Origin of the sequence: Pseudomonas sp. lyk4-R2A-10 (genome assembly GCF_030209075.1) — a bacterium.
Taxonomy (GTDB): domain Bacteria; phylum Pseudomonadota; class Gammaproteobacteria; order Pseudomonadales; family Pseudomonadaceae; genus Aquipseudomonas; species Aquipseudomonas glycinae.
The window spans coordinates 268,352-295,350 of sequence record NZ_JARVSR010000012.1; the positions used below are offsets into that span (position 1 = coordinate 268,352).

Annotated in this window: 20 protein-coding genes and 1 pseudogene; 5 read left to right on the forward strand and 16 right to left on the reverse strand. The window is 62.0% G+C overall.

Annotated elements, in window-relative coordinates; all coding sequences use genetic code 11:
* Positions 1-3: 3 nt before the first annotated feature.
* Complete coding sequence (locus QRN46_RS22135) at positions 4-444, forward strand: excinuclease (protein WP_201817104.1); 441 nt, start codon at positions 4-6, stop codon at positions 442-444.
* A gap of 48 nt (positions 445-492) precedes the next feature.
* Here the strand turns inward: QRN46_RS22135 and QRN46_RS22140 are convergent.
* Positions 493-600 (reverse strand): annotated as a pseudogene (locus QRN46_RS22140) (helix-turn-helix domain-containing protein); the annotation flags it as partial.
* Positions 601-644: 44 nt separating this feature from the next.
* Here QRN46_RS22140 and QRN46_RS22145 point away from each other — a divergent pair.
* Positions 645-1,082 (forward strand): hypothetical protein, encoded by a 438-nt coding sequence (locus QRN46_RS22145; protein ID WP_011332087.1) that lies wholly within the window; start codon positions 645-647, stop codon positions 1,080-1,082.
* On the opposite strand, the gene QRN46_RS22150 is transcribed toward QRN46_RS22145, so the two are convergent.
* The gene (locus QRN46_RS22150; RefSeq protein WP_039766450.1) at positions 1,083-1,979 is read right to left on the reverse strand and encodes a LysR family transcriptional regulator; all 897 of its coding nucleotides are present in this window, start codon (positions 1,977-1,979) and stop codon (positions 1,083-1,085) included.
* 178 nt (positions 1,980-2,157) lie between these two features.
* Between QRN46_RS22150 and QRN46_RS22155 the strand changes: the two genes are divergently transcribed.
* Entirely contained in the window at positions 2,158-3,372 is a 1,215-nt protein-coding gene (locus tag QRN46_RS22155) for an MFS transporter (RefSeq protein ID WP_285357585.1), read from the forward strand.
* A gap of 67 nt (positions 3,373-3,439) precedes the next feature.
* Here QRN46_RS22155 and hemE read toward each other — a convergent pair whose 3' ends face one another.
* The 11 genes from hemE to QRN46_RS22210 form a co-directional block, all read right to left on the reverse strand.
* Positions 3,440-4,507, reverse strand: a complete 1,068-nt coding sequence (hemE, locus tag QRN46_RS22160) for a uroporphyrinogen decarboxylase (RefSeq protein ID WP_007968321.1) — start codon at positions 4,505-4,507, stop codon at positions 3,440-3,442.
* A 231-nt stretch (positions 4,508-4,738) separates the two neighbouring features.
* Entirely contained in the window at positions 4,739-6,157 is a 1,419-nt protein-coding gene (locus QRN46_RS22165; RefSeq protein WP_007909438.1) for a glutamate synthase small subunit GltD family protein, read from the reverse strand.
* Between the two features lie 33 nt (positions 6,158-6,190).
* Entirely contained in the window at positions 6,191-10,636 is a 4,446-nt protein-coding gene (gene gltB, locus QRN46_RS22170) for a glutamate synthase large subunit (RefSeq protein ID WP_201817100.1), read from the reverse strand.
* A gap of 353 nt (positions 10,637-10,989) precedes the next feature.
* Positions 10,990-12,591, reverse strand: a complete 1,602-nt coding sequence (locus QRN46_RS22175; RefSeq protein ID WP_011332083.1) for an AAA family ATPase — start codon at positions 12,589-12,591, stop codon at positions 10,990-10,992.
* A 10-nt stretch (positions 12,592-12,601) separates the two neighbouring features.
* Positions 12,602-13,702, reverse strand: a complete 1,101-nt coding sequence (gene aroB / locus QRN46_RS22180; protein WP_201817093.1) for a 3-dehydroquinate synthase — start codon at positions 13,700-13,702, stop codon at positions 12,602-12,604.
* 152 nt (positions 13,703-13,854) lie between these two features.
* Positions 13,855-14,373, reverse strand: a complete 519-nt coding sequence (aroK, locus tag QRN46_RS22185) for a shikimate kinase AroK (protein ID WP_011332081.1) — start codon at positions 14,371-14,373, stop codon at positions 13,855-13,857.
* A gap of 4 nt (positions 14,374-14,377) precedes the next feature.
* Positions 14,378-16,456: a type IV pilus secretin PilQ gene (locus tag QRN46_RS22190; protein WP_201817092.1), complete on the reverse strand. Its 2,079-nt coding sequence runs from the start codon at positions 16,454-16,456 to the stop codon at positions 14,378-14,380.
* 14 nt (positions 16,457-16,470) lie between these two features.
* A complete protein-coding gene (locus QRN46_RS22195; protein ID WP_197869308.1) occupies positions 16,471-16,995 on the reverse strand; it encodes a pilus assembly protein PilP in 525 nt (174 codons plus the stop codon).
* On the reverse strand, positions 16,992-17,615 hold the full coding sequence (gene pilO / locus QRN46_RS22200) for a type 4a pilus biogenesis protein PilO (protein WP_011332078.1): 624 nt from the start codon (positions 17,613-17,615) through the stop codon (positions 16,992-16,994). Before pilO ends, QRN46_RS22195 begins: the two co-directional genes overlap by 4 nt.
* A complete protein-coding gene (locus tag QRN46_RS22205; protein WP_011332077.1) occupies positions 17,612-18,178 on the reverse strand; it encodes a PilN domain-containing protein in 567 nt (188 codons plus the stop codon). The genes pilO and QRN46_RS22205 overlap by 4 nt, the downstream gene beginning before the upstream one ends.
* A complete protein-coding gene (locus QRN46_RS22210; RefSeq protein ID WP_011332076.1) occupies positions 18,178-19,242 on the reverse strand; it encodes a pilus assembly protein PilM in 1,065 nt (354 codons plus the stop codon). The genes QRN46_RS22205 and QRN46_RS22210 overlap by 1 nt, the downstream gene beginning before the upstream one ends.
* A gap of 217 nt (positions 19,243-19,459) precedes the next feature.
* Here QRN46_RS22210 and QRN46_RS22215 point away from each other — a divergent pair, with 217 nt between their 5' ends.
* Positions 19,460-21,907, forward strand: a complete 2,448-nt coding sequence (locus QRN46_RS22215) for a penicillin-binding protein 1A (RefSeq protein WP_201817091.1) — start codon at positions 19,460-19,462, stop codon at positions 21,905-21,907.
* A gap of 201 nt (positions 21,908-22,108) precedes the next feature.
* On the opposite strand, the gene QRN46_RS22220 is transcribed toward QRN46_RS22215, so the two are convergent.
* The 3 genes from QRN46_RS22220 to rpmE all read right to left on the reverse strand — a co-directional run bounded on the left by QRN46_RS22220 (position 22,109) and on the right by rpmE (position 24,604).
* Positions 22,109-23,377, reverse strand: a complete 1,269-nt coding sequence (locus tag QRN46_RS22220) for a malic enzyme-like NAD(P)-binding protein (protein WP_007952395.1) — start codon at positions 23,375-23,377, stop codon at positions 22,109-22,111.
* A gap of 184 nt (positions 23,378-23,561) precedes the next feature.
* Positions 23,562-24,344 (reverse strand): thermonuclease family protein, encoded by a 783-nt coding sequence (locus QRN46_RS22225; RefSeq protein ID WP_285357245.1) that lies wholly within the window; start codon positions 24,342-24,344, stop codon positions 23,562-23,564.
* A gap of 41 nt (positions 24,345-24,385) precedes the next feature.
* The gene (gene rpmE / locus QRN46_RS22230) at positions 24,386-24,604 is read right to left on the reverse strand and encodes a 50S ribosomal protein L31 (RefSeq protein WP_007952398.1); all 219 of its coding nucleotides are present in this window, start codon (positions 24,602-24,604) and stop codon (positions 24,386-24,388) included.
* Positions 24,605-24,772: 168 nt separating this feature from the next.
* Between rpmE and QRN46_RS22235 the strand changes: the two genes are divergently transcribed.
* A complete protein-coding gene (locus tag QRN46_RS22235; RefSeq protein ID WP_285357247.1) occupies positions 24,773-26,992 on the forward strand; it encodes a primosomal protein N' in 2,220 nt (739 codons plus the stop codon).
* Positions 26,993-26,999: the final 7 nt, after the last annotated feature.

Sequence of the window (26,999 nt, forward strand, 5' to 3'; positions counted from 1 at the left end):
TCCATGCACTTCAAGAAACTCGCTGCCACCCTGCTCATCTGCGCCATGCCGGCCGTCAGCCAGGCCCGTGACACGGCGGTCTACCTGCCGTTCGACAAGGCCGTCGCCGAAGCGACCCGCACCGGCAAGATCGACGGCAGCGTGAAGTTCTATCTGGCGGGCAACGCCCCGGCTGGCAAGGTCACTGTCGTCAGCCCCGGCGCCGTGACCAACAAGAAGACCAACGCCTTCAACAAGTCCGACCAGGAAGCCTGCGAGTGGGTCGTGCAATCGGCGATCATCAGCCTGCACCAGGCCGCAAAAAACGCTGGCGCCAACGCCGTGACCAACATCGTCAGCTTCTACAAGAGCAACGAGCGCAAGGATGCGAAAACCTACGAATGCCACGCGGGCGCCATCATGGCGGGCGTAGCGTTGAAGGGCGATCTGGCGACGGTTCAGTAACGGCCGGAAACGACAAAGGGCGCCTTTCGGCGCCCTTTTCAATTCAGATCATGTGCTGGCATGCAACTTCAGCCCCAGCGCTTTCATGACTTTGAGGATCGTTCCAAACTCGGGATTTACCTCGCCTGACAGTGCGCGATATATGGCGTCTACACTCGTCATACCCATGATTTGCTGCGCGTTACATCAAGGAGATGACCATGCAAGCGAAAGCCCTGATCGCTGCCGCCCTTTTCAGCCTGCTCCCCAGTGCCAGCCACGCCACCAATCTGATGTACATGCCGTTCGAAACCGTCGTGTCGGATGCAATGCGCGCCGGGCGGCTGGATGGCAGTGTGAAGTTTTATCTGGTCGGCAACGGACCTCAGGGCACTCAGCGGTTGTTACAACGCGGGGTGGTCAGCGACTTGAAGACCAACGGCTTCAACAAGAGCGATCACGACTCGTGCGAGTGGGTGTTGCAGTCGAATCTGATTGCGCTGCAGGCCGAGGCCAAGCGTGTCGGGGCGAATGCGGTGACCAACATCGTCAGCTACTACGACCAGCATGTGCGCAAGGATCTGAACACTTACGAATGTCGGGCCGGCATCTTTGTCACGCGGGTGGCGTTGAAGGGTGATCTGGTGCGGCTGCCCTGATCAACCGGCTTCGACCTTGCGCGTGAGCAGTTCGACAAACGCCTTGGCCATCGGCGATTTCTGGTCCTTGCGCTGCACCAGCCACACCGCCGTCACGGCCTCGGGATCGAGCAGCGGTCGATAGACCACGCCGTCGATGCGCATCCGCTGATACGACGCCGGCATGACTGACACGCCCAGGCCGGCTGCCACCAGACCGATGATGGTCATTGCTTCGCCGGCCTCCTGGGCAAAGTGCGGACTGAATCCCGCGTCGCGGGCCAGGCTGATCAACTGTGAATACAGACCACTGCCGTAACTGCGCGGGAAAAACACGAACGGCTCCAGGGCCAGCGCCGAGAGGAACAGCCCTTCTTCAGAGCCCTGCGCCAGCGGATGTTTGGAGCTGAGCACCGCCACCAAGGGCTCGCGCATCAGTTCGACCACGCTGAGCGAATCCGGCAAACCCAGCGGGCGCATGATGCCGACTTCGATCGATTCGTCCACCAACGCGTCGGCCACCATGGTGCTGCTCATCTCACGCAGATTCAGGTGCACAGCCGGGAAACGCTGACGGAAGGAAAATATCGCCTGGGGAATGGTCGAGTTGAACGGCGCCGATGAGGTAAAGCCGATCTTCAGCTCACCCAACTCACCAAGTTGCGCGCGGCGAGCCACGTCGGCCGCTTTATCGACTTGCGCGAGCACCAGCCGCGCTTCCTCCAGAAACAGTCGCCCGGCCTCGCTGAGCTCGACCCGACGATTGGTCCGCTCGAACAGTCGCGCGCCGACTTCCTGTTCCAGCGCCTGGATCTGCTGGCTCAGCGGTGGCTGGGAGATGCCCAGCACCTGTGCGGCGCGGCCGAAGTGCAGTTCTTCGGCGACGGCGATGAAGTAGCGCAGATGACGTAATTCCATGGGCACCCCATTAGGTCGTTAAAGCTATCAAACAGGTCGAACAATATATTGGATAGAAACATTAGCCAGCTATATGATTTTTTCATTGCCTGTCTGCCCGCGCCCTCCGAGGTCTGATGTGAAAACCGCCGTCGCTCCACTGGCCCATGAAGTCCCGCCCGCTGCGGCGGACGATGTGATGACCGAACTGCAAGAGATCTACATCGAGAAAGGCACGCCCGCGTTCATGCGCACGGTGCTCGCGCTGTTCAGCGGAGGCTTCGCCACCTTCGCCCTGCTGTACTGCGTGCAGCCGATGATGCCGCTGCTGTCCCACGAGTATTCGATCAACGCTGCGCAGAGCAGCCTGATCCTGTCGGTGGCCACCGGCATGCTGGCGTTCGGTCTGCTGATCACCGGCCCGATTTCCGATCGGGTCGGGCGCAAACCGGTGATGGTCGCCGCGCTGTTTGCTGCTGCGCTATGCACCATCGCCAGTTCGATGATGCCGAGCTGGCACGGCGTCTTGATCATGCGCGCGCTGACCGGGCTGTCATTGAGTGGCCTGGCGGCGGTGGCGATGACGTATCTGAGCGAGGAAATCCATCCGCAGCACATCGGGCTGGCGATGGGTTTGTACATCGGCGGCAACGCGATTGGCGGCATGAGCGGGCGGTTGATCACCGGCGTACTGATCGACTTCGTCAGCTGGCACACAGCGATGATGGTGATCGGCGGCCTGGCGCTGATTGCGGCGGCGGTGTTCTGGAAAATCCTGCCGGAATCGCGCAACTTCCGCTCCAGCTCGCTGCATCCGCGCAGCCTGCTCGACGGCTTCACCATGCATTTTCGCGATGCCGGCCTGCCGCTGCTGTTCCTTGAGGCGTTCGTGCTGATGGGTGCGTTCGTCACCCTGTTCAACTACATCGGTTACCGCCTGCTGGCCGAGCCGTATCACATGGATCAAGTGTTCGTGGGACTGCTGTCGGTGGTGTACCTGTCGGGCATCTACAGCTCGGCGAAAATCGGTTCGCTGGCCGACAAACTGGGACGCCGCAAAGTGCTGTGGGCCACCATCGCCCTGATGTTCGCCGGCCTCGCCCTGACCATGTTCACACCGCTGCCGCTGGTGATCATTGGCATGCTGATCTTCACCTTTGGCTTCTTCGGCGCCCACTCGGTGGCCAGCAGCTGGATCGGCCGCCGGGCGCTCAAGGCCAAGGGCCAGGCGTCGTCGTTGTACCTGTTCAGCTATTACGCCGGGTCGAGCATCGCCGGGACAGCGGGCGGGGTGTTCTGGCACATGGCCGGGTGGAACGGGATTGGCCTGTTCATCGGCGCGCTGTTGCTGGTGGCGCTGCTGGTGGCGTTGAAACTGGCGAAGCTGCCGCCGCTGGGTGGCGTCAAAGCTTGATTCACGCCCACAAAAAACGCCCGGCATAAGCCGGGCGTTTTTTTCTACCATCAGAGCTGAGCGCCGATCACTCGTGATACTGCGCCGACAACTCGTGCACCGCGCGCAGGAACGCGCCAGCGTGTTCCGGATCGACTTCCGGCGTGATGCCGTGGCCGAGGTTGAACACGTGGCCGCTGCCTTTGCCGTAGCTGGCGAGGATGCGCCCGACTTCGGTGCGGATCGCTTCCGGCTTGGCGTAGAGCACGGTCGGGTCCATGTTGCCTTGCAGTGCCACCTTGTCGCCAACGCGAGCGCGGGCGTTGCCAATGTCGCAGGTCCAGTCCAGGCCCAGTGCGTCGGCACCAGCCTCGGCGATGCTTTCCAGCCACAGGCCGCCGTTCTTGGTGAACAGGATCACCGGCACCTTGCGACCGTCGTGCTCGCGGATCAGGCCGCTGACGATTTTCTTCATGTAGGCCAGTGAGAATTCCTGATATGCCGCCGCCGACAGGTTGCCGCCCCAGGTATCGAAGATCTGCACCGCTTGCGCACCGGCCTGGATCTGGCCGTTCAGGTACGAAGTCACCGACTGCGCCAGTTTGTCCAGCAGCAGGTGCATGGCTTGTGGGTTGTCGTAGAGCATCGCCTTGGTCTTGCGGAAGTCTTTCGACGAACCGCCTTCGACCATGTACGTGGCGAGAGTCCAAGGGCTGCCGGAGAAACCGATCAGCGGTACACGGCCATTCAGTTCGCGGCGGATGGTGCTGACGGCGTCCATCACGTAACCGAGGTCTTTGTGCGGATCCGGGATCGGCAGGGCTTCGATGTCGGCCAGGGTGCTGACGACTTTCTTGAAGCGCGGACCTTCACCGGTCTCGAAGTACAGGCCCTGGCCCATGGCATCGGGAATGGTGAGGATGTCGGAGAACAGGATCGCCGCGTCCAGTTGCGGATAGCGGTCCAGCGGTTGCAGCGTGACTTCGCAGGCGAATTCCGGATTCATGCACAGGCTCATGAAATCACCGGCCTGGGCGCGGCTGGCGCGGTATTCCGGCAGGTAGCGGCCGGCCTGGCGCATCATCCACACTGGGGTGACGTCTACGGGTTGCTTGAGCAGGGCGCGGAGGAAACGGTCGTTCTTCAGGGCAGTCATGTCGGCATCCGGAAAAAAAGTGCGGGCATTTTCTCAGAGCGCGACGCAAAAGGCACGGATGCAGGTCAGCCTTTTGTCTATCGGGTCAATTTGTCGCGTTTTTTTCACAGAAGATCGTTCCCACGCTCCGCGTGGTAACGCCGCCAGTGACGCTCCGCGTCACGCCTTTTGGGACGCAGAGCGTCCCGGGAGGCATTCCCACGCAGAGCGTGGGAACGATCAGAGGAAGGTTTAGACGCCCAGGTAGTCCAGGATCCCTTCAGCCGCATTGCGGCCTTCGAAGATCGCCGTCACCACCAGGTCGGAACCGCGCACCATGTCGCCACCGGCGAAGATTTTCGGGTTGCTGGTCTGGTGCTTGTACTGACCTTGCTCGGGCGCAACGACGCGGCCCTGGCTGTCGGTCTGGATCTCGAACTGCTCGAACCACGGCGCCGGGCTCGGGCGGAAACCGAACGCGATGACCACGGCGTCGGCCGGGATGATCTCTTCGGAGCCCGGGATCGGCTCGGGGCTGCGACGGCCACGGGCATCCGGTTCGCCGAGACGGGTCTCGACCACCTTCACGCCTTCGACCTTGTCCTCGCCGACGATGGCGATCGGCTGGCGGTTGTAGAGGAATTTCACGCCCTCTTCCTTGGCGTTCTTCACCTCTTTGCGCGAGCCGGGCATGTTCGCTTCGTCACGACGATAGGCGCAGGTCACCGATTTGGCGCCCTGGCGGATCGACGTGCGGTTGCAGTCCATCGCCGTGTCGCCGCCACCCAGCACCACGACCTTCTTGCCCTTCATGTCGACGAAATCTTCCGGCGACTTTTCAAAGCCCAGGTTGCGGTTGACGTTGGCGATCAGGAAATCCAGCGCGTCATAAACGCCCGGCAGATCCTCACCGGCAAAACCGCCCTTCATGTAGGTGTAGGTGCCCATGCCCATGAACACGGCATCGTATTCGGCGAGCAGTTGCTCCATGGTCACGTCCTTGCCGACCTCGGTGTTGAGGCGGAATTCGATGCCCATGCCGGTGAAGACTTCGCGGCGATTGCTCAGCACGGTCTTCTCGAGCTTGAACTCGGGGATGCCGAAGGTCAGCAGACCACCGATTTCCGGGTTCTTGTCGAACACCACCGGGGTCACGCCGCCGCGCACCAGCACGTCGGCACAACCGAGGCCCGCCGGGCCCGCGCCGATGATCGCGACACGCTTGCCGGTCGGTTTGACCTTGGACATGTCCGGGCGCCAGCCCATGGCGAACGCGGTGTCGGTGATGTACTTCTCGACCGAACCGATGGTCACCGCGCCGAAGCCGTCGTTGAGGGTGCACGCACCCTCGCACAGACGATCCTGCGGGCACACCCGGCCGCAGACTTCCGGCAGGGTGTTGGTCTGGTGCGACAGCTCGGCGGCCTGGAGGATGTTGCCCTCGGCCACCAGCTTCAGCCAGTTCGGAATGAAGTTGTGCACCGGGCACTTCCATTCGCAATACGGGTTGCCGCAACCCAGACAGCGGTGAGCCTGGTCGGCCGACTGCTGGGGTTTGAACGGTTCGTAGATTTCCACGAACTCTTTCTTGCGTTGACGCAACAGTTTCTTCTTCGGATCCTTGCGCCCGACATCGATGAACTGGAAGTCGTTATTCAGACGTTCAGCCATTGTTAAAACCTCATCAAACTCTTCAGGCGCATATCACTGCGGGTTGGCACGGGTGCTGGAAAGCAACGACTTCAGGTTGGCAGCCTTCGGCTTGACCAGCCAGAAACGACGCAGGTAGTCATCGAGGTTCTCGGCGAGCTCACGACCCCACTCGCTGTCGGTTTCCGCGACGTACTCGTTCAGCACGTTCTGCAGGTGGCTGCGGTAGGCTTCCATCGCCTCGCCGCTGATCCGCTGGATTTCCACCAGTTCGTGGTTGACCCGGTCAACGAAGGTGTTGTCCTGGTCGAGCACGTAGGCGAAACCGCCGGTCATGCCAGAGCCGAAGTTGTAACCGGTCTTGCCCAGAACGCAGACAAAACCACCGGTCATGTACTCACAGCAGTGATCGCCAGTGCCTTCCACGACCGTGTGGGCACCGGAGTTGCGCACGGCAAAACGCTCGCCTGCGGTGCCGGCGGCGAACAGCTTGCCGCCCGTGGCGCCGTACAGGCAGGTGTTGCCGATGATGGCGCTTTCCTGAGTCTTATAAACGCTGCCCTTCGGCGGAACGATGGTCAGCTTGCCACCGGTCATGCCTTTGCCGACGTAGTCGTTGGCGTCGCCTTCCAGGTACATGTTCAGACCGCCGGCGTTCCACACGCCGAAGCTCTGACCTGCAGTGCCCTTGAAGCGGAAGGTGATCGGCGCTTTCGCCATGCCCTGGTTGCCGTGCTTGCGCGCGATTTCGCCGGAGATCCGTGCGCCGATCGAACGGTCGCAGTTACAGATATCCAGATCGAACTCGGCGCCGCTGAGGTCGTTGATCGCCGACGTCGCCATCTCGACCATTTTCTCGGCCAGCAGGCCCTGGTCGAAGGGCGGGTTGCGCTCGACGCCGCAGAACTGAGGCTTGTCCGCCGGGATGTGATCGCTGCCCAGCAGCGGAGTCAGATCCAGGTGATGCTGCTTGGCGGTCTGGCCTTCGAGGACTTCCAGCAGATCGGTACGGCCGATCAGCTCTTCGAGGGAGCGCACGCCGAGCTTGGCCAGCCACTCACGGGTTTCTTCGGCGACGTAGGTGAAGAAGTTCACCACCATGTCGACGGTGCCGATGTAGTGATCCTTGCGCAGCTTCTCGTTCTGGGTCGCGACGCCGGTGGCGCAGTTGTTCAGGTGGCAGATACGCAGGTATTTGCAGCCCAGCGCGATCATTGGCGCGGTACCGAAGCCGAAGCTTTCGGCGCCGAGGATCGCAGCCTTGATCACGTCGAGGCCGGTTTTCAGGCCGCCATCGGTCTGTACCCGAACCTTGCCGCGCAGGTCGTTGCCGCGCAGGGTCTGGTGGGTTTCGGCCAGGCCGAGTTCCCACGGAGCGCCAGCGTATTTGATCGAGGTCAGCGGCGAAGCACCGGTGCCACCGTCGTAGCCGGAGATGGTGATCAAGTCGGCATAGGCCTTGGCCACACCGGCGGCGATGGTGCCGACGCCTGCTTCAGCCACGAGTTTCACCGAGACCAGCGCCTTCGGGTTGACCTGTTTCAGGTCAAAGATCAGCTGCGACAAGTCTTCGATCGAATAGATGTCGTGGTGCGGCGGTGGCGAAATCAGGGTCACGCCTGGCACTGCGTAACGCAGTTTGGCGATCAGCCCGTTCACTTTACCGCCCGGCAGTTGCCCGCCCTCGCCCGGCTTGGCGCCCTGTGCGACCTTGATCTGCAACACTTCGGCGTTGACCAGGTATTCCGGGGTCACCCCGAAACGGCCGGTCGCGACCTGCTTGATTTTCGAGCTCTTGATAGTGCCGTAGCGCGCCGGGTCTTCGCCGCCTTCGCCGGAGTTGGAACGCGCACCGAGGCGGTTCATGGCTTCGGCCAGGGCTTCGTGAGCTTCCGGCGACAGGGCGCCCAGCGAGATACCGGCGGAGTCGAAGCGCTTGAGCACCGATTCCAGCGGTTCCACTTCACTGATGTCCAGCGGCGTGTCGAGAGTCTTGACCTTGAACAGGTCGCGGATCATCGACACCGGACGGTTGTCCACCAGCGAGGTGTATTCCTTGAATTTGGCGTAGTCGCCCTGCTGCACGGCGGCTTGCAGGGTGTTGACCACATCCGGGTTGTACGCGTGATATTCGCCACCGTGGACGAACTTCAGCAGACCGCCCTGCTGGATCGGCTTGCGCGGACTCCAGGCTTCGGTGGCCAGTGCTTTCTGCTCGGCTTCGATGTCGACGAAACGCGCCCCTTTGATACGGCTCGGCACGCCACGGAAGCTCAGCTCGCAAACTTCCTCGGACAGGCCGATCGCTTCGAACAACTGAGCACCGCGATACGACGCGATGGTCGAGATGCCCATCTTCGACAGGATCTTCAACAGACCTTTGGTGATGCCTTTGCGGTAGTTCTTGAACACCTCGTAGAGGTCGCCCAGCACTTCACCGGTACGGATCAGGTCACCCAGCACTTCGTACGCCAGGAACGGATAGACCGCCGAGGCGCCGAAACCGATCAGCACCGCGAAATGGTGCGGATCGCGTGCAGTGGCGGTTTCCACCAGGATGTTGGAGTCGCAGCGCAGGCCTTTTTCGGTCAGGCGGTGGTGCACCGCGCCGGTGGCCAGCGAGGCGTGGATCGGCAGTTTGCCCGGAGCGATATGGCGGTCGCTCAGGACGATCTGGGTACGACCGGCACGCACGGCTTCTTCAGCCTGATCGGCGACGTTGCGGATCGCCGCTTCGAGGCCGACGCTTTCGTCGTAATTGAGGTCGATGATCTGCCGCTCGAAACCCGGGCGGTCTAGATTCATCAGCGAGCGCCACTTGGCCGGGGAAATGACCGGCGAGCTGAGGATCACGCGCGAGGCGTGTTCCGGCGACTCCTGGAAGATGTTGCGCTCGGCACCGAGGCAGATCTCCAGCGACATCACGATCGCTTCACGCAGCGGGTCGATCGGCGGGTTGGTCACCTGCGCGAACTGCTGGCGGAAATAGTCGTACGGCGTGCGCACGCGCTGGGACAGCACGGCCATCGGCGTGTCGTCGCCCATCGAGCCGACGGCTTCGTAGCCTTGTTCGCCAAGCGGACGCAGTACCTGATCGCGCTCTTCGAACGTGACCTGATACATCTTCATGTACTGCTTGAGCTGATCGACGTCGTAGAAAGCCGAACCGTGATCGTTGTCTTCCATGGTCGCCTGGATGCGCAGGGCATTCTTGCGCAGCCATTGCTTGTACGGATGACGGGATTTGAGACGGTTGTCGATTGCGTCGGTGTCGAGGATCTGCCCGGTTTCGGTGTCCACGGCGAAGATCTGGCCCGGGCCGACACGGCCCTTGGCGAGCACGTCTTCAGGCTGGTAGTTCCAGACGCCGATTTCCGACGCGAGGGTGATGAAACCGTTCTTGGTGGTGACCCAGCGTGCCGGGCGCAGACCGTTACGGTCGAGCAGGCACACCGCGTAGCGGCCGTCGGTCATGACCACGCCGGCCGGGCCGTCCCACGGCTCCATGTGCATCGAGTTGTACTCGTAGAACGCACGCAGATCCGGGTCCATGGTTTCGACGTTCTGCCACGCTGGCGGAATGATCATCCGCACGCCACGGAACAGGTCGATGCCGCCCGTCACCATCAGTTCGAGCATGTTGTCCATGCTCGATGAGTCGGAACCGACACGGTTGACCAGCGGGCCGAGTTCTTCCAGATCCATCAGATCGTTGGTGAACTTGGTCCGACGGGCCTGCGCCCAGTTGCGGTTGCCGGTGATGGTGTTGATCTCGCCGTTGTGGGCAAGGAAGCGGAATGGCTGAGCCAGCGGCCATTTCGGCAGGGTGTTGGTGGAGAAGCGCTGGTGGAACACGCAGATCGCGGTTTGCAGGCGTTGGTCACCCAGGTCCGGATAGAACGCGGCCAGGTCGGCCGGCATCATCAGGCCTTTATAGATGATGGTCTTGTGGGAAAAGCTGCAGATGTAGTGGTCGGTGTCGGCGGCGTTGGCCACGGACGAACGACGACGGGCGCTGAACAGCTTGACCGCCATGTCCTGATCGCTCAGGCCTTCGCCGCCGATGTACACCTGCTCGATCTGCGGCAGGCGCTCAAGGGCCAGGCGGCCGAGGACGCTGGTGTCGATTGGTACTTTGCGCCAGCCGATCAGTTGCAGGCCTTCGGCCAGGATCTCGCGGTTCATGTTCTCGCGAGCGGCTTCGGCCTTGGCCGGATCCTGATTGAAGAAGACCATGCCCACGGCATATTGCTTGGGCAGCTCGACGCTGAAGGTTTCCTGGGCAATGGCACGCAGGAACGCGTCGGGCTTTTGAATCAGCAGACCGCAACCGTCACCGGTCTTGCCGTCGGCATTAATCCCACCGCGGTGGGTCATGCAGGTCAGGGCCTCAATGGCCGTTTGCAAAAGGGTATGACTGGGCTCGCCCTGCATATGGGCTATCAGGCCGAAACCGCAGTTATCCTTGAATTCATCTGGTTGGTACAGACCTGCTTTCATAGACACTTTCTCACCAGGCTGCCTCTTACCGAGGCAAATTTCTTTTCAATTCAACCACTTGCTTGCCGCGCCGAACGTACGCCGGCTTTGCGGGGGCAAAAGGGTGGTCATTGTACACAGCGACACAGAGGCTCACAAATTTGACGACGAAATGTCGCAAATTCATGTCGCATTTGTGAAAGGTTTAAAGCGATCTGCTGTGCTAGTCAAAACTTTTTTAATTTTGACCGCAACGACTCAAAGACTACTGTGACGCAGACACCACAAGGCACGCGGTCTGTAGAGAAGACGGCGCGCACTTGTAGAGATTTTGAGGTGCTTGGAGAGGCGGCCTGGGTAAGGCCGCCGAATCTTCAGCGAGTTGTTGCCAGTTCCTGTTGGACGCTGGCGACAGTGCGAGGCCAAGGTTTACCAGCCTGAACCTTCGCTGGCAAGGCCTTGATGGCAGAAACGGCTGCATCACGATTGGCGAAGTTGCCGTAGGTGATCACGTAGAGAGGCTTGCCGTTGAGGACTTTCTTGAAATAACGGTACTCGCCGCCCTGCTCCTTGACGAAGTTTTGCGCGGTCGCTTCGGAGCTGGTACCGAGGATCTGCACCACGTAGTTGCTGGTCGGCTGACCGGCGTACCAGCTGCCACCGGCAGCCTTGGCGACGGTGACCGGCTTCTCGGCAGGTTTCGCGGCGGCAACAGGCTTGGCAGGTGCCGGAGCCGGTTTGGCCACTGGAGCGGCCGGAGCAGGCTTGGCGGTCGCGACCTGGGTCGGCGCCGGGGTCGGCTTGGCCGCCGGGACTGGAACCGGAACCGGTGTCGGCGCAGGGCCGGCCTGAACGCCCGCAGGTGGCGCGGTGGTGGTCACGGTCGGTGGCGTGTTGCTGGAACCTTCGACCGGCACGCCGTCGTCGCCTTCAGTGATGCCCCCAGCGGCTTCAGCCAGCGGACCGCGCATTACCGGCTGCGAGTTGCCGACCAATGGCAGCGGCATCGGCTGGGTATTGCCGTTGAATTCGACGGACGGTGCGCCACCCGCTTGCGGCGCACCCTGGCCCAAGGGCAGTTGCGCCTGCTCGTTGGCCGGCGCACCGGTGGTCGGTGCCTTGTTGCGACCCGGCATCAGCCAGGCGGCAGCGACCGCGACCACAACGACGGCGGAGATCGCCAATACGTGTTTCTTCGGCATGTTGAACCCCATACTTGGACGCTTGACCGCAGAGCGGCTGGCAATCATGACTTCGATCAGAGCATCGCGAGCGACCTGGTTGATGTTGCCCGGCCAACCCTCTGAGCTTTCGTGAATATCAGAGATCTGATCCGCGGTGAAAAGTTCGACACCGCGGCCGGCGCCTTCGAGCCGCTGGTCAAGATACTCGCGGGTTTCTTCTTCGGTGTACGGCTGCAGTTCGATGACGTGAAAGCGCTCTTCCTCAAGGTGCAAAGCCTCGAGCTGCGCGATCAGTGACGACTCGCCGAACAGGAACACATGCGGGCGACCTTCCGGCGCGCCGGCGCCCAGCGCCATCAGTGCTTCAAGCGCGGACTCGTCGAGCTGCTCGGCATCATCCACCAGCAGATAGACTTCCTGACCGGTCAGCGCGAGCTGCACGACCTGATCGAGGATCGCCCCGACTTCGGCCTGGGCCACATCCAGCGCCTGGGCAATCTGACGCAGCACACCGGCTGCATCGCCTGCGCCACGGGCGGAAACGACGACGCTCTGCACCGATTGCTTGTTGGTGCTGGCCACCAGCGCCTGACGCAGCAGGGTCTTGCCGCTACCCTGCGGGCCGGTGACCACCAGCAGCAACTGGCTGTAACGCGCCAGATGATGCAGCTGACCCAGCACCGGCTTGCGCTGGGCCGGGAAGAATTTGAAGCCCGGCACCCGCGGCGCGAAAGGGTCGTGACTTAACTGGAAATGGCCGAGGAACGCCTCGTCGGCATGCAAACTAGTCATCGGAATCTTATTAACCTTTAAGCTGAGCCAGAGCGCGGTAATCCGCTCCCAGCGTGGCCTGTAGAACCTCTTTCGGATAATCGTCGGTCACCACCGCTTCGCCCATCCGGCGCAGCAGCACCAGGCGCAAGCGACCGTCGATCACTTTTTTGTCAATTGCCATGTGTTCAAGAAAATCGGCTTCGGTCATCTCTTCCGGCGGGATCACCGGCAGACCGGCACGCTGGAACAGGCGGATGCCGCGATCACGCTCCTGCTCGCTGATCCAGCCCAGGCGCGCGGACATTTCCAGCGCCATCACGGTGCCAGCGGCGACCGCTTCACCATGCAACCAGACACCATAGCCCATGTGGGTTTCGATGGCGTGACCAAAGGTGTGACCGAGATTGAGCGTGGCGCGCACGCCGGTTTCCTTCTCGTCAGCGCCGACCACCGCCGCCTTGGCGGCACAGGAGCGCTCGATGGCATAGGTCAGGGCCGTTTGATCCAGCGCACGCAGGGCGTCGACGTTGTCTTCAAGCCAGGTCAGGAACGGTTCATCGCAGATCAGACCGTACTTGATGACTTCCGCCAGGCCGGCCGACAGCTCACGCGCTGGCAGGGTTTTCAGGGACGCGGTATCGATCAGCACCACGTTCGGCTGATAGAACGCGCCGACCATGTTCTTGCCCAGCGGATGGTTGATCCCGGTCTTGCCGCCCACCGACGAATCGACCTGGGACAGCAGCGTGGTAGGAATCTGGATGAAATCGACGCCGCGCTGGTAGCAGGCGGCCGCGAAACCGGCCATGTCGCCGATCACACCGCCACCGAGGGCGATCACTGTGGTGCGGCGATCATGACGGGCGGTCAGCAGGCCGTCGAAGATCAGTTGCAGGGTTTCCCAGTTCTTGAAGGCTTCGCCGTCGGGCAGCACCACGGAAACCACCGAGAACTGCGCCAGGCTGCGGGTCAGACGCTCGAGATAGAGCGGCGCAACGGTCTCGTTGGAGATGATTGCCACTTGCCGCCCATGGATATGCGGGGCCAGCAGCCCTGGCTGGTCCAGCAGTCCCTCGCCAATGTGAATCGGGTAGCTGCGCTCGCCTAGGTCGACCTTGAGTGTCTGCATGTGTCCCCACAGTGAAGATGGAAGCAGGCGTCCTGCCCTGAATTATTGGTTGTCTGCGGCCTATAGCGGGTATGACGCCGCTCGCTCGCCATCCGCCACAACCTCGGCGGGCTGTAACAGGACGCCGAGGATAGCGCATTTCGAGCGATGCTTTAACGGGGCGGAAGCTGCGCCAGGCGGTCGAGAATATCGAGCACGACCATGCGCGGTGGCCGCTCGTCGGTTTCCACCACCAGATCGGCAATTTCCCGATAGAGCGGATCACGGATCGCCAGCAGGTCGCGCAGAGTTTTCTCCGGATTGGCGGTGCGCAGCAACGGCCGGTTGCGGTCGCGAGAGGTGCGTCCGACCTGCTGCTCGACGGAGGCGTGCAGATACACCACCCGCCCGCCCTCGTGCAGGGCCTTGCGGTTGGCATCGCGCATCACCGCGCCGCCGCCGGTCGCCAGCACCACGCCGTCGAACGCGCACAGCTCGGCGATCATCGCTTGCTCACGGTCACGAAAGCCGGGCTCGCCTTCCTTGTCGAAGATCCACGGGATATTGGCGCCCGTACGCAGTTCAATTTCCTTGTCGGAATCCTTGAACGGCAGGCGCAGCTCTTTGGCCAGTAATCGGCCGATGGTGCTTTTTCCAGCCCCCATCGGTCCTACAAGAATCAAATTTCGCACAGAATCAACGACTCACAGCAATCGCCTGGTTATTCATGATACGCGGAGTGAGAAATACCAGCAGCTCGGATTTTTTCTCCGAAACCACATCACGCCGGAAAAGGCGGCCAAGATACGGCACATCGCCAAGAAATGGCACCTTATCTACGACCTTGCTTTGAGTATTTGAGAAAACGCCCCCGATCACGATGGTCTCGCCGTCGTTCACCAGCACCTTGGCATTGACCTCGTTCTTCTTGATCGGCGGTACATCCTGCACTTTGTTCAGGTAGTCCGGTTCGTCCTTGGTGACCTTGACCTCCATGATGATGCGGTTGTCCGGGGTGATCTGCGGCGTCACTTCCAGCGACAGCGACGCCTCCTTGAAGGACACCGACGTAGCACCGCTGGAGCTGGCTTCCTGATACGGAATCTCGGTGCCCTTGAGGATCTTCGCGGTTTCCTTGTCGGACGTGACCACCTTGGGCTGCGAGACGATTTCGCCATTGCCGGTCTTCTCCATCGCGGTCAGCTCAAGGTCGAGCAAGACGTTGTCGGTGATGAACGCGATGCCGATCCCGGAGGTGTTGTTGACCGTGCCCATGTCGACGAACGGCGAGTTGGTGCTGGTGCTGCCCGGCGTGCCGATGGTGGTCGAGGAACCGTTGCTGACCCCGGACGTGTTCCAGTTGCCCTTGTTCTGGATCGAGCCGCCCCAGCGCACGCCCAGGCTCTTGTCGTAGTCGACGTTGGCCTCGACGATCCGCGCCTCGATCATCACCTGACGCACCGGAATATCCAGCTGCGCCACGATCCGCCGCAGTTCATCGAGCCGATCCTGGGTCTGATAGGCAATGATGTTGTTGGTCCGCTCATCGACGGTGATCGAACCCCGTTCGTCGACCTTGGCCTCGGCACTGGTGACCGACTGGAACAGCTTGGCGATGTCCGCAGCCTTGGCGTAGTTCACTTGCAGCAGCTCGCGGCGCAGCGGTGCCAGCTCGGCGATCTGTTTTTGCGATTCCAGTTCCTGCCGTTCGCGGGCGGCGATTTCATCCGCCGGCGCCACCAGCAACACATTGCCGACCTTGCGCTTGTCCAGCCCCTTGGTCTTGAGCACCAGATCCAGCGCCTGATCCCACGGCACGTTTTGCAGGCGCAAGGTGATCCCGCCCTGTACCGTATCGCTGGCTACCAGATTGAGGTTGGTGAAGTCGGCGATCAGTTGCAGCACCGAACGCACATCGATGTCCTGGAAGTTGAGAGAGAGCTTTTCGCCGTTATAGCTGTTGCGGTCGGCGTTGCGCTTTTGCAGGTCATCGACGGTCAACGGCCGGATACTGACGGTCAGCTTGTTGTCGGTCTGGTAGGTGGAATAGTCGAACGTACCGCTGGGTTCGACGGTGATCGTCGCCCGATCACCGCTGACACCGGCATTGACGAACTGCACCGGGGTGGCGAAATCCTTGACGTCGAGGCGCACCCGCAGCGGTTCGGGCAATTGGGTACGCGTGAAGTTGAGGATGATCTTGCCGTCGTGTTCCTGGATGTCCGGAGCGATAGCCGGGTCGGACAAGTCGATGACCACATTGCCCTCACCCGCCGTGCCACGCTGGAAATCCACGCCGCGAATGGCCCTGGCGGTCGGCGTATACGTGCGGACCGGCGCTGCCGCAGGTGCCGCACGCGGTGCACGAGCCGCCGTACGCGGGGCAGCGGCTTTGCTGCCCTGCCCGACCACCACAAACACCGTATTGCCTTCGACCCGGGTGTCGTACGGCGCCAGTTGCGTCAGGCTGATGATCAGCCGCGTCCGGTTATTGGCCTCGACCACCGTGGCCGTGCGGGCATTGCCACTGCCCAGGTCACGGGTCTTGCTCGCCAGCTGACTGGCGACACCCGGCAGATCGAGGGCGATCCGCGCCGGCGAATCGGTGGTGTAGCCTTTGGGCTGCGGAGGCGGGCCGTCGAACGACAGCTTCAACTCGACCCGGTCGCCCGGCAGTGCCGCGACGTCCAGCGCCTTCAGATTGGCTGCCTGTACCATCGGCGAAAGCAGCGCTATCCATAGCGAGAAACCGAGGGTGGAGAAAATCCTGTTCATTGTTCGACTTCCACTTATGAATGCTCTTTCAAAGGAATGGTGCGCGGCCGCTCAAGCCAGGCGCCCTGGCCATCCGGAACGATTTCCACCACATCGACCTGTGAAGCGCTGATGGCGACGATGCGCCCGTCGTTGCGCCCCAGATAGTCGCCGACCTTGAGCCGATGAACCCCGCCCGCGCCTCGCAGCAGGGCGAAGGAACCGGAGGCGTTGGCAATCGTGCCGACCATTTCAAACTGCTCGATGTTGAAACCTTCGAGGTATTGCTTGACCCGGTTGGGATCGGGTTTCACGTCGCGCGAACCGTGTTTCTGCCCGGCCAGATCGACCCGCAACTGGCGCGAAAACGGACTGCGCAGATTGGCGGCGCTGTAGGTGAACGTCGGGTAGGAGCGGAAGGTCGGAGTCGGCTCGATCTTGCCCGGTGGACGCAGGCGCACTTCATTCATGTAGGCGTCGAGGTCGCTGAAGTCATCGCCGCCACAGCCACCGAGCACCAATAACAATGCCGACAAGGCGATAAAACGGATCGGGCTCATTTCTGCAGCCCCTTGTCGTTGTAGCGGTAGGTCTTGGCGAGAATGCTCATGCGCAACTTCGGCCCGCCTTCGGGATTGGCCGGCGCCAGCTCGAAATCGTGCAGGGTGACGATCCGTGGCAGCCCGGCCACGCCGCTGACGAAGGTGGCAAGGTCGTGATAGGCCCCGGTCACGGTGATCTGGATGGGCAGCTCGATGTAGAACTGCTGGGTGACCTCCGGCAGCAGTTTGATCTCTTCGAATTCAAGACCGCTACCCAACCCGGTACGGGTGATGTCTTCCAGCAACCCTGGCACCTCGGTGTCACTGGGCAGTTGTCGCAACAGCACGCCGAACGAGTTTTCCATCTCCTTCATCTGTTGGGTGTACAGCTCGAGATTGGCCGCCATGTGTGCCTTGCTCGCGAATTGCTCCTTGAGGGTGACCTCCTCCTCACGCTTGAGCTCGAGCTGGCTCTCCAGATCACTGATGAAAAAGTTATAGCCAAGCGCCAGGACCAGCACCATCAACAGCCCGCCGGCCAGACCTTTGACCACTGGCGGCCAGGAGCCGATGTTGCTGGTGTCGAGGTCGTTGAAATCGACATTGCGCAGGCTGTCCAGCCACTCGGACGGCTTCATTGGTCGTCCTCCTCGAGCCGGGGACGAGTCTGGCGAACGGTCAGCTGAAAGACGTTGGCCTGATCCACTTGTCCGGCTGTGGTGGCTTTCACTTCATTGAGGTTGGGCGCATCGAACCAGTCCGAGGCATCAAGATTGCGCATCAGGTCGGACACCCGATTGTTCGACTCCGCCGCGCCGCTGATCGACAGGGTCTTGCCGACCATTTTCACGTCGGTGAAATACACCCCGTCAGGCAAGGTGCGCGCCAGCTGATCGAAGATCCGTCCGCTGATCTGCCGGTTGCCCTGCAAGTCCTGGATGATGCGCATGCGCTCCACCAGTTGCTGGCGATGAGCCTTGAGCTCGCTGATCTGTTTGATCCGCTCGTCGACCACGGCGATCTGCTTGCCGATGTAGTCATTGCGCGCGACCTGCCGCGCGATGGCGGCGCTGATGATCTGGTCGGCAATGAGCACCGCCCCCACCGAACCGACCACCACACCGGTCAAGGCCAGCAGGAAGCGTTTGCGCCGTTCTTCGCGACGCTCCTCGCGCCAGGGTAAAAGGTTGATCCGCGCCATCAGTCGAAACTCCTGAGCGCGAGCCCGCAGGCAATCATCAGGGCCGGCGCATCGCTCGCCAGGGCCCCGGCGTTGACCTTGCTGCTCAAGGCCATGTCGGAAAACGGGTTGGCAACCTGGGTCGGGGTGTGCAGGCGCTCTTCGATCAGCCGGTCAAGGCCGGGCACTGACGCCGTGCCGCCGGCCAGCAGAATGTGATCGACAGCGTTGTACTGGCCGGAGGCGAAAAAGAACTGCAGGGAGCGCGACACCTGCTGTACCAGCGCCTCGCGAAATGGCTGCAGCACCTCACTGACGTAGTCGTCCGGCAGGCCGCCCTGCTTCTTGGCGAGCCCCGCCTGCTCAAGGGTCAGGCCGTAACGGCGCTGGATTTCCTCGGTCAGTTGTCGACCGCCGAACAGCTGTTCGCGGGTATAGATGATCCGGCCGTTGTGCAGGACGCTCAGGGTGGTCATGGTGGCGCCAATGTCGACCACCGCCACCGTCAACCGATCCTGGGACGCGGCCAGTTGCGTGGCCAGCAGGCCGAACGAGCGCTCCAGCGCATACGCCTCTACATCCACCACCCGCGCGGTCAGCCCGGCGAGAGCGAGCGCCGCTTCGCGGACTTCGACGTTTTCCTTGCGACAGGCGGCCAGCAGCACGTTGACCCGTTCGGGGTTGCGCGGCGAAACGCCCTGGACTTCGAAGTCGATGGCGACCTCGTCCAGCGGATAGGGAATGTATTGATCGGCTTCGATCTTGAGCTGGTTTTCCAGCTCGTCGTCGGACAGCCCGGCGTCCATCTCGATGACCTTGGTGATCACCGCAGATCCAGCCACCGCCACCGCCACGGTTTTCAGCCCGGTGCGCGCCTTGACCAGCACCCGGGACAGAGCCTGGCCAACGCCCTCGAGCTCGGCGATGTTCTTTTCGACCACGGCGTTCGCCGGCAACGGCTCCACCGCGTACGCCTCAACCCGGTAGCGCTCACCCTGACGGCTCAGCTCCAGCAGCTTGACCGATGTGGAGCTGATGTCGATCCCCAGTAACGTATTGGCCTTTTTATTGAAGAGTCCTAGCACTACCAATTCCCTATGACTTTCCGTGAGTTACGGACTCTGTAATGCGCATTGCGTTCCCTCGCCCCGTCTTGACAGAAGCGCAAATGACGCCCCCAGCGGAAAAGTGCTTATAATGCCCAGCGTTTTTTTCCGCTTTTTACTGCCGGCGCGGGTCGTTCTGTGTGTTAGCCGGGACCCTGTCGCCCAATTCATTCTTTGCCGTGGATGTCCAAAAGCCTTGATTCGTCTGCTGAAATTTTTCGGTTGGTCCATCGTCGCCGTTTTCTGCGGACTGCTTTTAGGTCTCAGCGGCGCGTTTCTTTACCTTAGTCCGGGTTTGCCATCTGTGGAGGCGCTGAGAAGCATTCAGTTGCAGATTCCGCTCCGGGTCTACAGCAGCGACAACAAGTTGATCGCAGAATTTGGCGAAATGCGCCGCACACCGATCCGTTTCGCCGACATTCCCCCCAATTTCATCAATGCGTTACTAAGTGCTGAAGACGACAACTTCGCCAACCACTACGGCGTTGATCCGAGCAGCCTGATGCGTGCCGCGACCCAACTGGTCAAGAGCGGGCACATCCAGTCCGGCGGCAGCACCATCACCATGCAGGTGGCGAAGAACTTCTTCCTGACCAGCGAGCGCAGCTTCTCGCGCAAGACCACTGAAATCCTTCTCGCCCTGCAGATCGAACGCCAACTGACCAAGGACGAGATCCTTGAGCTGTACGTGAACAAGATCTATCTGGGCAACCGCGCCTACGGCATCGAGGCGGCGGCACAGGTGTATTACGGCAAGTCGATCCGCGAAGTCAGCCTGGCGCAGATGGCGATGATCGCCGGCCTGCCGAAAGCCCCGTCGCGCTTCAACCCGCTGGCCAACCCGGCGCGCAGCAAGGAGCGTCGTGACTGGATCCTTGGCCGCATGTACAAGCTCGGCAAGATCACCGAAGCCGACTACACCGCCGCGATCAACGAGCCGCTGAATGCCAGCTATCACGTGCCGACCCCGGAAGTGAACGCGCCGTACATCGCCGAGATGGCCCGTGCGGAAATGGTCGGTCGCTACGGCAGCGACGCCTATACCGAAGGTTTCCGCGTTACCACCACGGTGCCGAGCAACCTCCAGGAAATGGCCAACACCGCGCTGCATGAAGGCCTGATGACCTACGACCAGCGTCACGGCTACCGTGGCCCTGAATCACGCCTGCCGGGCAAGACCCGTGAAGCCTGGGCCACCGAACTGACCAAGCAACGCACCATCAGCAGCCTCGAGCCGGCCATCGTCACCCAGGTCGACAAGACCGGCCTGCAAGTGCTGACCCGCACCGGCGAAGAGCATGTGGCGTGGGACACCATGAAATGGGCGCGACCGTTCCTCAACACCAACAGCATGGGCGCCGCGCCGCGTCAGCCGTCGGATGTGGCACAGATCGGCGACCTGATTCGCGTGCAGCGCCAGCCGAACAATTCGCTGAAGTTCAGCCAGATTCCGCAGGCGCAAGGCGCGCTGGTGTCACTGGATCCGCAGAACGGCGCGATCCGTTCGCTGGTCGGTGGTTTCGCCTTCGAGCAGAGCAACTACAACCGCGCGATGCAGGCCAAGCGTCAGCCGGGCTCGAGCTTCAAGCCGTTCGTCTACAGCGCCGCGCTGGATAACGGCTACACCGCCGCCAGCCTGGTCAACGACGCACCGATCGTGTTCGTCGACGAGTACCTGGACAAGGTCTGGCGTCCGAAGAACGACACCAACACTTTCCTCGGCCCGATCCGCCTGCGTGAGGCGCTGTACAAGTCGCGCAACCTGGTGTCGATCCGCCTGTTGCAGGCGATGGGCGTAGGCAAGACCATCGACTACATCACCCGCTTCGGCTTCAACAAGCAGGACCTGCCGCCAAACCTGTCGCTGGCGCTGGGCACCGCGACCCTGACGCCAATGGAAATCGCCACTGGCTGGAGCACCTTTGCCAACGGCGGCTACAAGATCACCCCGTACATCATCGACAAGATCGAAAGCCGCAACGGCGATACGCTGTTCGTCGCCAACCCGCCGACCGTACCTCAGGGCGCCGCAGCTACCGACGGCATTGCCGCACCCGCCACCCAGGCGTTCACGGTCAATGCAGCGCCGGTTCCAGGTGAAGCGCCGGGCAACGCTGCCGTGCCCCAAGCACCAGCCGTCGCCGAGCGCATCGTCGATGGCCGTACCACCTACATCCTCAACAGCATGCTGCAGGACGTGATCAAGCTCGGCACCGGCCGTCGCGCACTGGCTCTGGGCCGCAGCGACATCGCCGGCAAGACCGGTACCACCAACGAATCCAAGGATGCGTGGTTCTCTGGCTATAACGCCGACTACGTGACCACCGTGTGGACCGGTTTCGACCAGCCGGAAAGCCTCGGTCGCCGGGAATTCGGCGGCACCGTGGCACTGCCGATCTGGATGAACTACATGGCCGCCGCGCTCAAGGACAAGCCGCCGCATGTCCAGCCGGAGCCGGAAGGCATCCTCAGCCTGCGGGTGGATCCGGTCAGCGGTCGTGCGGCATCGCCGAGCACGCCGGGTGCGTACTTCGAGCTGTTCAAGGCTGAGGACACGCCGCCGTCGGTCAACGAGATCGGCAATGGTGCCGTGCCGGGTAGCCCGCTGCCGGCGGATGAACAGGCGCCGATCGATTTGTTCTGATCCTGATCCTGAATCGCTAAAAAGCCCCGCCTTCGATTGAAGTGCGGGGCTTTTTATTACCTGTTCATTTTTGTGTTGTCTGGGCCGGCCTCTTCGCGAGCAAGCTCGCGAAGAGGCCCTTAAGATCACCCCAAAATCAACAGGCATAAAAAAGCCCCGACTCTCACGAGTCAGGGCTTTCGCTTGAAGCGCTACAACGACTTAGCCGTTGAACACGTCATCCACGCTTTTCAGCGGGTAGTTCTTCGGATACGGCAGGGTCGCCACACCAGTCTCGATCGCGGCCTTGGCCACGGCGTCGGAGATCACGGTGATCAGGCGTTTGTCCATTGGCTTCGGAATGATGTACTCACGGCCGAATTCCAGGGAGATACCGCCGTAGGCGTCGCAGACTTCCTGCGGGACCGGCAGCTTGGCCAGTTCGCGCAGGGCGTTGGCGGCAGCGATCTTCATTTCTTCGTTGATGCGCTTGGCGCGAACGTCCAGGGCACCACGGAAGATGAACGGGAAGCCCAGTACGTTGTTGACCTGGTTCGGGTAGTCCGAACGGCCGGTGGCCATGATCACGTCGTTACGGGTGGCATGAGCCAGTTCCGGGGAGATTTCCGGATCCGGGTTGGAGCAGGCGAAGACGATCGGGTTGGCCGCCATGCGCTTGAGTTGCTCGGCGCTCAGCAGGTTTGGACCCGACAGGCCGACGAATACGTCAGCGCCTTCGATGGCGTCGTCCAGGGTGCGCTTCTCGGTAGGGTGAGCGAACACAGCCTTGTACTGGTTCAGGTCGTCACGGCCAGCGTGGATCACGCCGGTACGGTCAACCATGAAGATGTTTTCGACCTTGGCGCCCATGCTCACCAGCAGTTTCATGCAGGAGATGGCGGCGGCGCCAGCGCCCAGGCAGACGATCTTGGCGTCGGCCAAGGTTTTGCCAGCGATTTCCAGGGCGTTGATCATGCCCGCAGCGGTCACGATTGCGGTGCCGTGCTGGTCATCGTGGAAGACCGGAATGTCGCACTGCTCGATCAGAGCGCGTTCGATCTCAAAGCACTCAGGTGCCTTGATGTCTTCCAGGTTGATGCCACCGAAGGTGATGGAAATGCGTTTTACGGTGTCGATGAAGGCTTGCGGGCTCTCGGAGTCGACTTCGATGTCGAAGACGTCGATGCCGGCGAAGCGCTTGAACAGCACGCCTTTACCTTCCATGACTGGCTTGGAAGCCAGTGGGCCGAGGTTACCCAGGCCCAGAATCGCGGTGCCATCGGAAATGACTGCAACCAGGTTGCCCTTGCCGGTGTACTTGTAGGCCAGTTCAGGATCGCGGGCGATCTCGCGCACTGGTTCAGCTACGCCGGGGCTGTAGGCCAGCGACAGGTCGCGGGCGGTAGCAGTGGCCTTGGTGAGCTCGACACTCAGCTTTCCTGGACGAGGATTGGCATGATATTCGAGAGCGGCAGTTTTCAGATCAGACATTTTGGCATTCCGCTTTTTACTGTTGGACAGACTGGTCAGCGAGGATACGCGCCTCGCAAAGTCCCCACAAGACTGCCCGGTCACCCCTGTCAAGCGCCCTGCCCTAAGACTTTGGGCCAAGAGCCACGGCGCACAAGGGTTAGACTGTTCACAATCGACAGAAAAAATGTCTACAACTTTTTATTCAACGGGACGGCTGGAGCATCAAAGGATCGGTCAGCGGCAACAGCCAGCGCGCCTGACCTGATTTCAGTCCACCGCGCCGGGAACGGTCGACCACCCAGCCACGGGCCTCGATCTGCTTGCCCTTCAACGCCTGCAGAGCAGCGCCATCGAAGCGATCCAGCAGATTGGGTGCAACGCGCAGTACAAGCTTGTCCTGCAACTCGATCCAGATTCCGCCGCGATTGCGTTGAACCTTGCTCACACGACCGCTGACCAGCGCGAAACCCGAGCGCTCGATCTGCTCCGCTTTCAGTACAGGTGAGCGCTTCCACAGGCCGAGCCCGGCCTGTCGCGCGCGGTGTTCGGCCGCTTGCTGGCAATCGACCAGATCGACATTCGGCGCCACCGCGACCTGAAAACCGAGGCCATCGGCGAGCATCTGCGCTTCGATGTTCTCACCCTTGGCGCTGAACACATGGGCCAGGGTTCGGCCGTAACGGTCCTTGGACTCGGCGCCCAGTCGCAGACTAACCCTCCCGTCGCTCTCGGCGACCAGGGCTTCCAGGCGCTTGCGCGCCGCTACCGCAAACGGCTCGTCGCTACGACCCTGCTTGCCGAGTTCGGGCGTATTGAGGCCGATCATCCGCACATTGCGCCCGTCGCTCAGGCGCAGGGTGTCGCCGTCGACCACCCGCTGCACCGTGGCGCTGTCCAGCCTGGCCGGCACGGGGCAGAAGGCCTGGGCGGCGGAGAGCCAAATCGCGGACACAAAAAAGGCGCCCGCAAGGGACGCCTTTTTCATCAGACCGGAAAAGCCGCTGAGGTTTTCCAGAATGAAGGGCCTTAGGCCTTTTTCGCGCCGAAAGCACCGAAACGGTCGGCGAACTTCTGAACGCGACCACCGGTGTCCAGAGTCTTCTGCTTACCGGTGTAGAACGGGTGGCACTCGTTGCAAACGTCGATCGCCAGGGCTTTGCCGAAGGTCGAACGGGTTTCGAACTTGTTGCCGCAGCTGCAAGTTACTGCAACTTCTGGGTAATTCGGGTGGATATCGGCTTTCATGGTGTTTTCCTCAGCTGGCGTGCCGCCATCCAACACGATTGTTGAATACCGCACGTAATTAGGCCGCGGATTCTACCAGACAATGCCAATCACGCAAGCTGTCACTGAGACCGACCGTCTGCTAGGCTCGCGCCCTTCTCCACCGCCCCGCCTATGAGAATCCTCCGCGTGCCCGACGCCATTCTGCGCCTCGCCCTGCCTTCGCCCCTGCGCCGCCTGTTCGACTATCGGGCCCCGGCCGGCGTGCTGCGTTCGCAGTTGCAACCGGGCATGCGCCTGCGGGTGCCGTTCGGCCGACGGGAGATGATCGGGATTCTGGTGGAGGTCGCTGACACCAGCGAAGTGCCAGTGGAGAAGCTCAAACCGGCACTGGCGCTGCTCGACGTCACCGCACCACTGCCGCCAGCGCTGTTCAAGCTGTGCCTGTGGACGTCTCAGTATTATCAGCACAGCCTCGGCGACACGTTGAGCTGGGCGCTGCCGGTGCTGTTGCGCCAGGGCGAACTGGCCGAAGTTCGGCAGGAACGCTTCTGGTCCGCCGCTCCCGGCGCCAGCCTCGATGACCCACGCATCGCCCGCGCCCCGCGCCAGCGTGAAGCCCTGGCGACTTTGGCCCAGCACCCTCACGGCGTGGCCCATCAGTTGCTGAGCAAACTGATGCTGAGCAAGGACAGCCTTGATCTGCTGCTGGCCAAGGATCTGGTGCAGGTCGAAGTGCGCCGCCACGCCCCCGGCGCACGCCATGAACACTGGCTGGCCCAGCCGGAACTGCCGCTCAACAGCGAACAGCGCGCCGCCTATGAAGCGATTCGCGCCGGGTTCGACAGTTATCACGCGTTCCTGCTGGCCGGGGTCACTGGCAGCGGCAAGACCGAAGTCTATTTGCAGCTGATCCGCGAAACCCTCGAGGCCGGCAAGCAGGCGCTGGTGCTGATCCCGGAGATCAACCTCGGCCCGCAGACCCTCGCGCGGTTCGAACAACGCTTCAACGCCCGCATCGCCCTGCTGCACTCGGCGGTCAACGATCGTGATCGTCTGGATGCCTGGCTCGCCGCCCGCGATGGCGAGGCCGACATTATTATCGGCACCCGCTCGGCGCTGTTCACCCCGATGAAGAATCCGGGGCTGATAATCATCGACGAAGAACACGACGGCTCTTATAAACAGCAGGAAGGCCTGCGCTACCACGCGCGGGATCTGGCGCTGGTGCGGGCGCGGCAGGAAAACATCCCGATCGTGCTCGGCTCGGCGACGCCATCCCTGGAAAGCCTGCACAACGCCTACACCGGTCGTTACGGACTCCTGCGACTGAACGAGCGGGCCGGTGGCGCCAAGCAGCCACGCTTCCTGCGCCTGGATGTGAAAAGTCGTCCACTGGACAGCGGCATTTCCGGGCCGATGCAGCAAGCCATCGGCCAGACCCTCGCCGCCGGCCAGCAGGTATTGGTGTTCCTCAACCGTCGGGGTTTTGCCCCTACTCTGCTGTGCCACGATTGCGGCTGGATGTCCGAATGCCAGCGCTGCGATGCGCGGATGACCGTGCACCAGCGCTACGGCGAATTGCGCTGCCACCACTGCGGTTACGTGGAGCGCGTGCCGCGCCAATGCCCGAAGTGCAACAAGGTCGATCTGCGCCCCGTGGGCGCCGGCACCGAGCGGGCCGAGGAAAGGCTGGCGATTCTGTTCCCGGACTATCCGGTGTTGCGCGTCGACCGGGACAGCACGTCGCGCAAGGACGCGATGAACCAGTTGTTCGCCACGATCCAGAAAGGTCAGCCGTGCATTCTGGTCGGCACCCAGATGTTGGCCAAGGGGCACCATTTCCCTCGGGTGACGCTGGTGTCGATCCTCGATGCCGACGGTGGGCTGTTCTCCGGCGACTTCCGCGCCAGCGAGCGTATGGCGCAACTGATCGTGCAGGTTGCCGGGCGCGCCGGGCGTGCGGAGGAACCGGGCAAAGTGATCATCCAGACGCATCTGGCCGACCATCCTTTATTGGTGCAACTGACCGAGCAGGGTTACTTCGCCTTCGCCGAACAGGCCCTGAGCGAACGCCGCGCCGCCGGCCTACCGCCGTTCGCGCACCTGGCGCTGTTGCGCGCCGAAGCGCACAAGCCGGGGCAGGCCGAAGGTTTTCTTGATGAAGCGTGCAGCGAGGCCGAGCGTTTGCTGGCCGAACAGAACCTGACCGGCATCGAACTGCTTGGACCGGTGCCGGCGCCGATGGAACGCCGGGCCGGACGCTTCCGCGCGCAGCTGCTGTTACAGGCCACGGCCCGGGCGCCGTTGCACCGATTGCTGGCGAGCTGGCTGCTGGTACTGGAGCAGATGCCAAGCGGTCGGGCGGTGCGCTGGTCGCTGGATGTCGATCCGGTGGATCTGTACTGACCGGGCA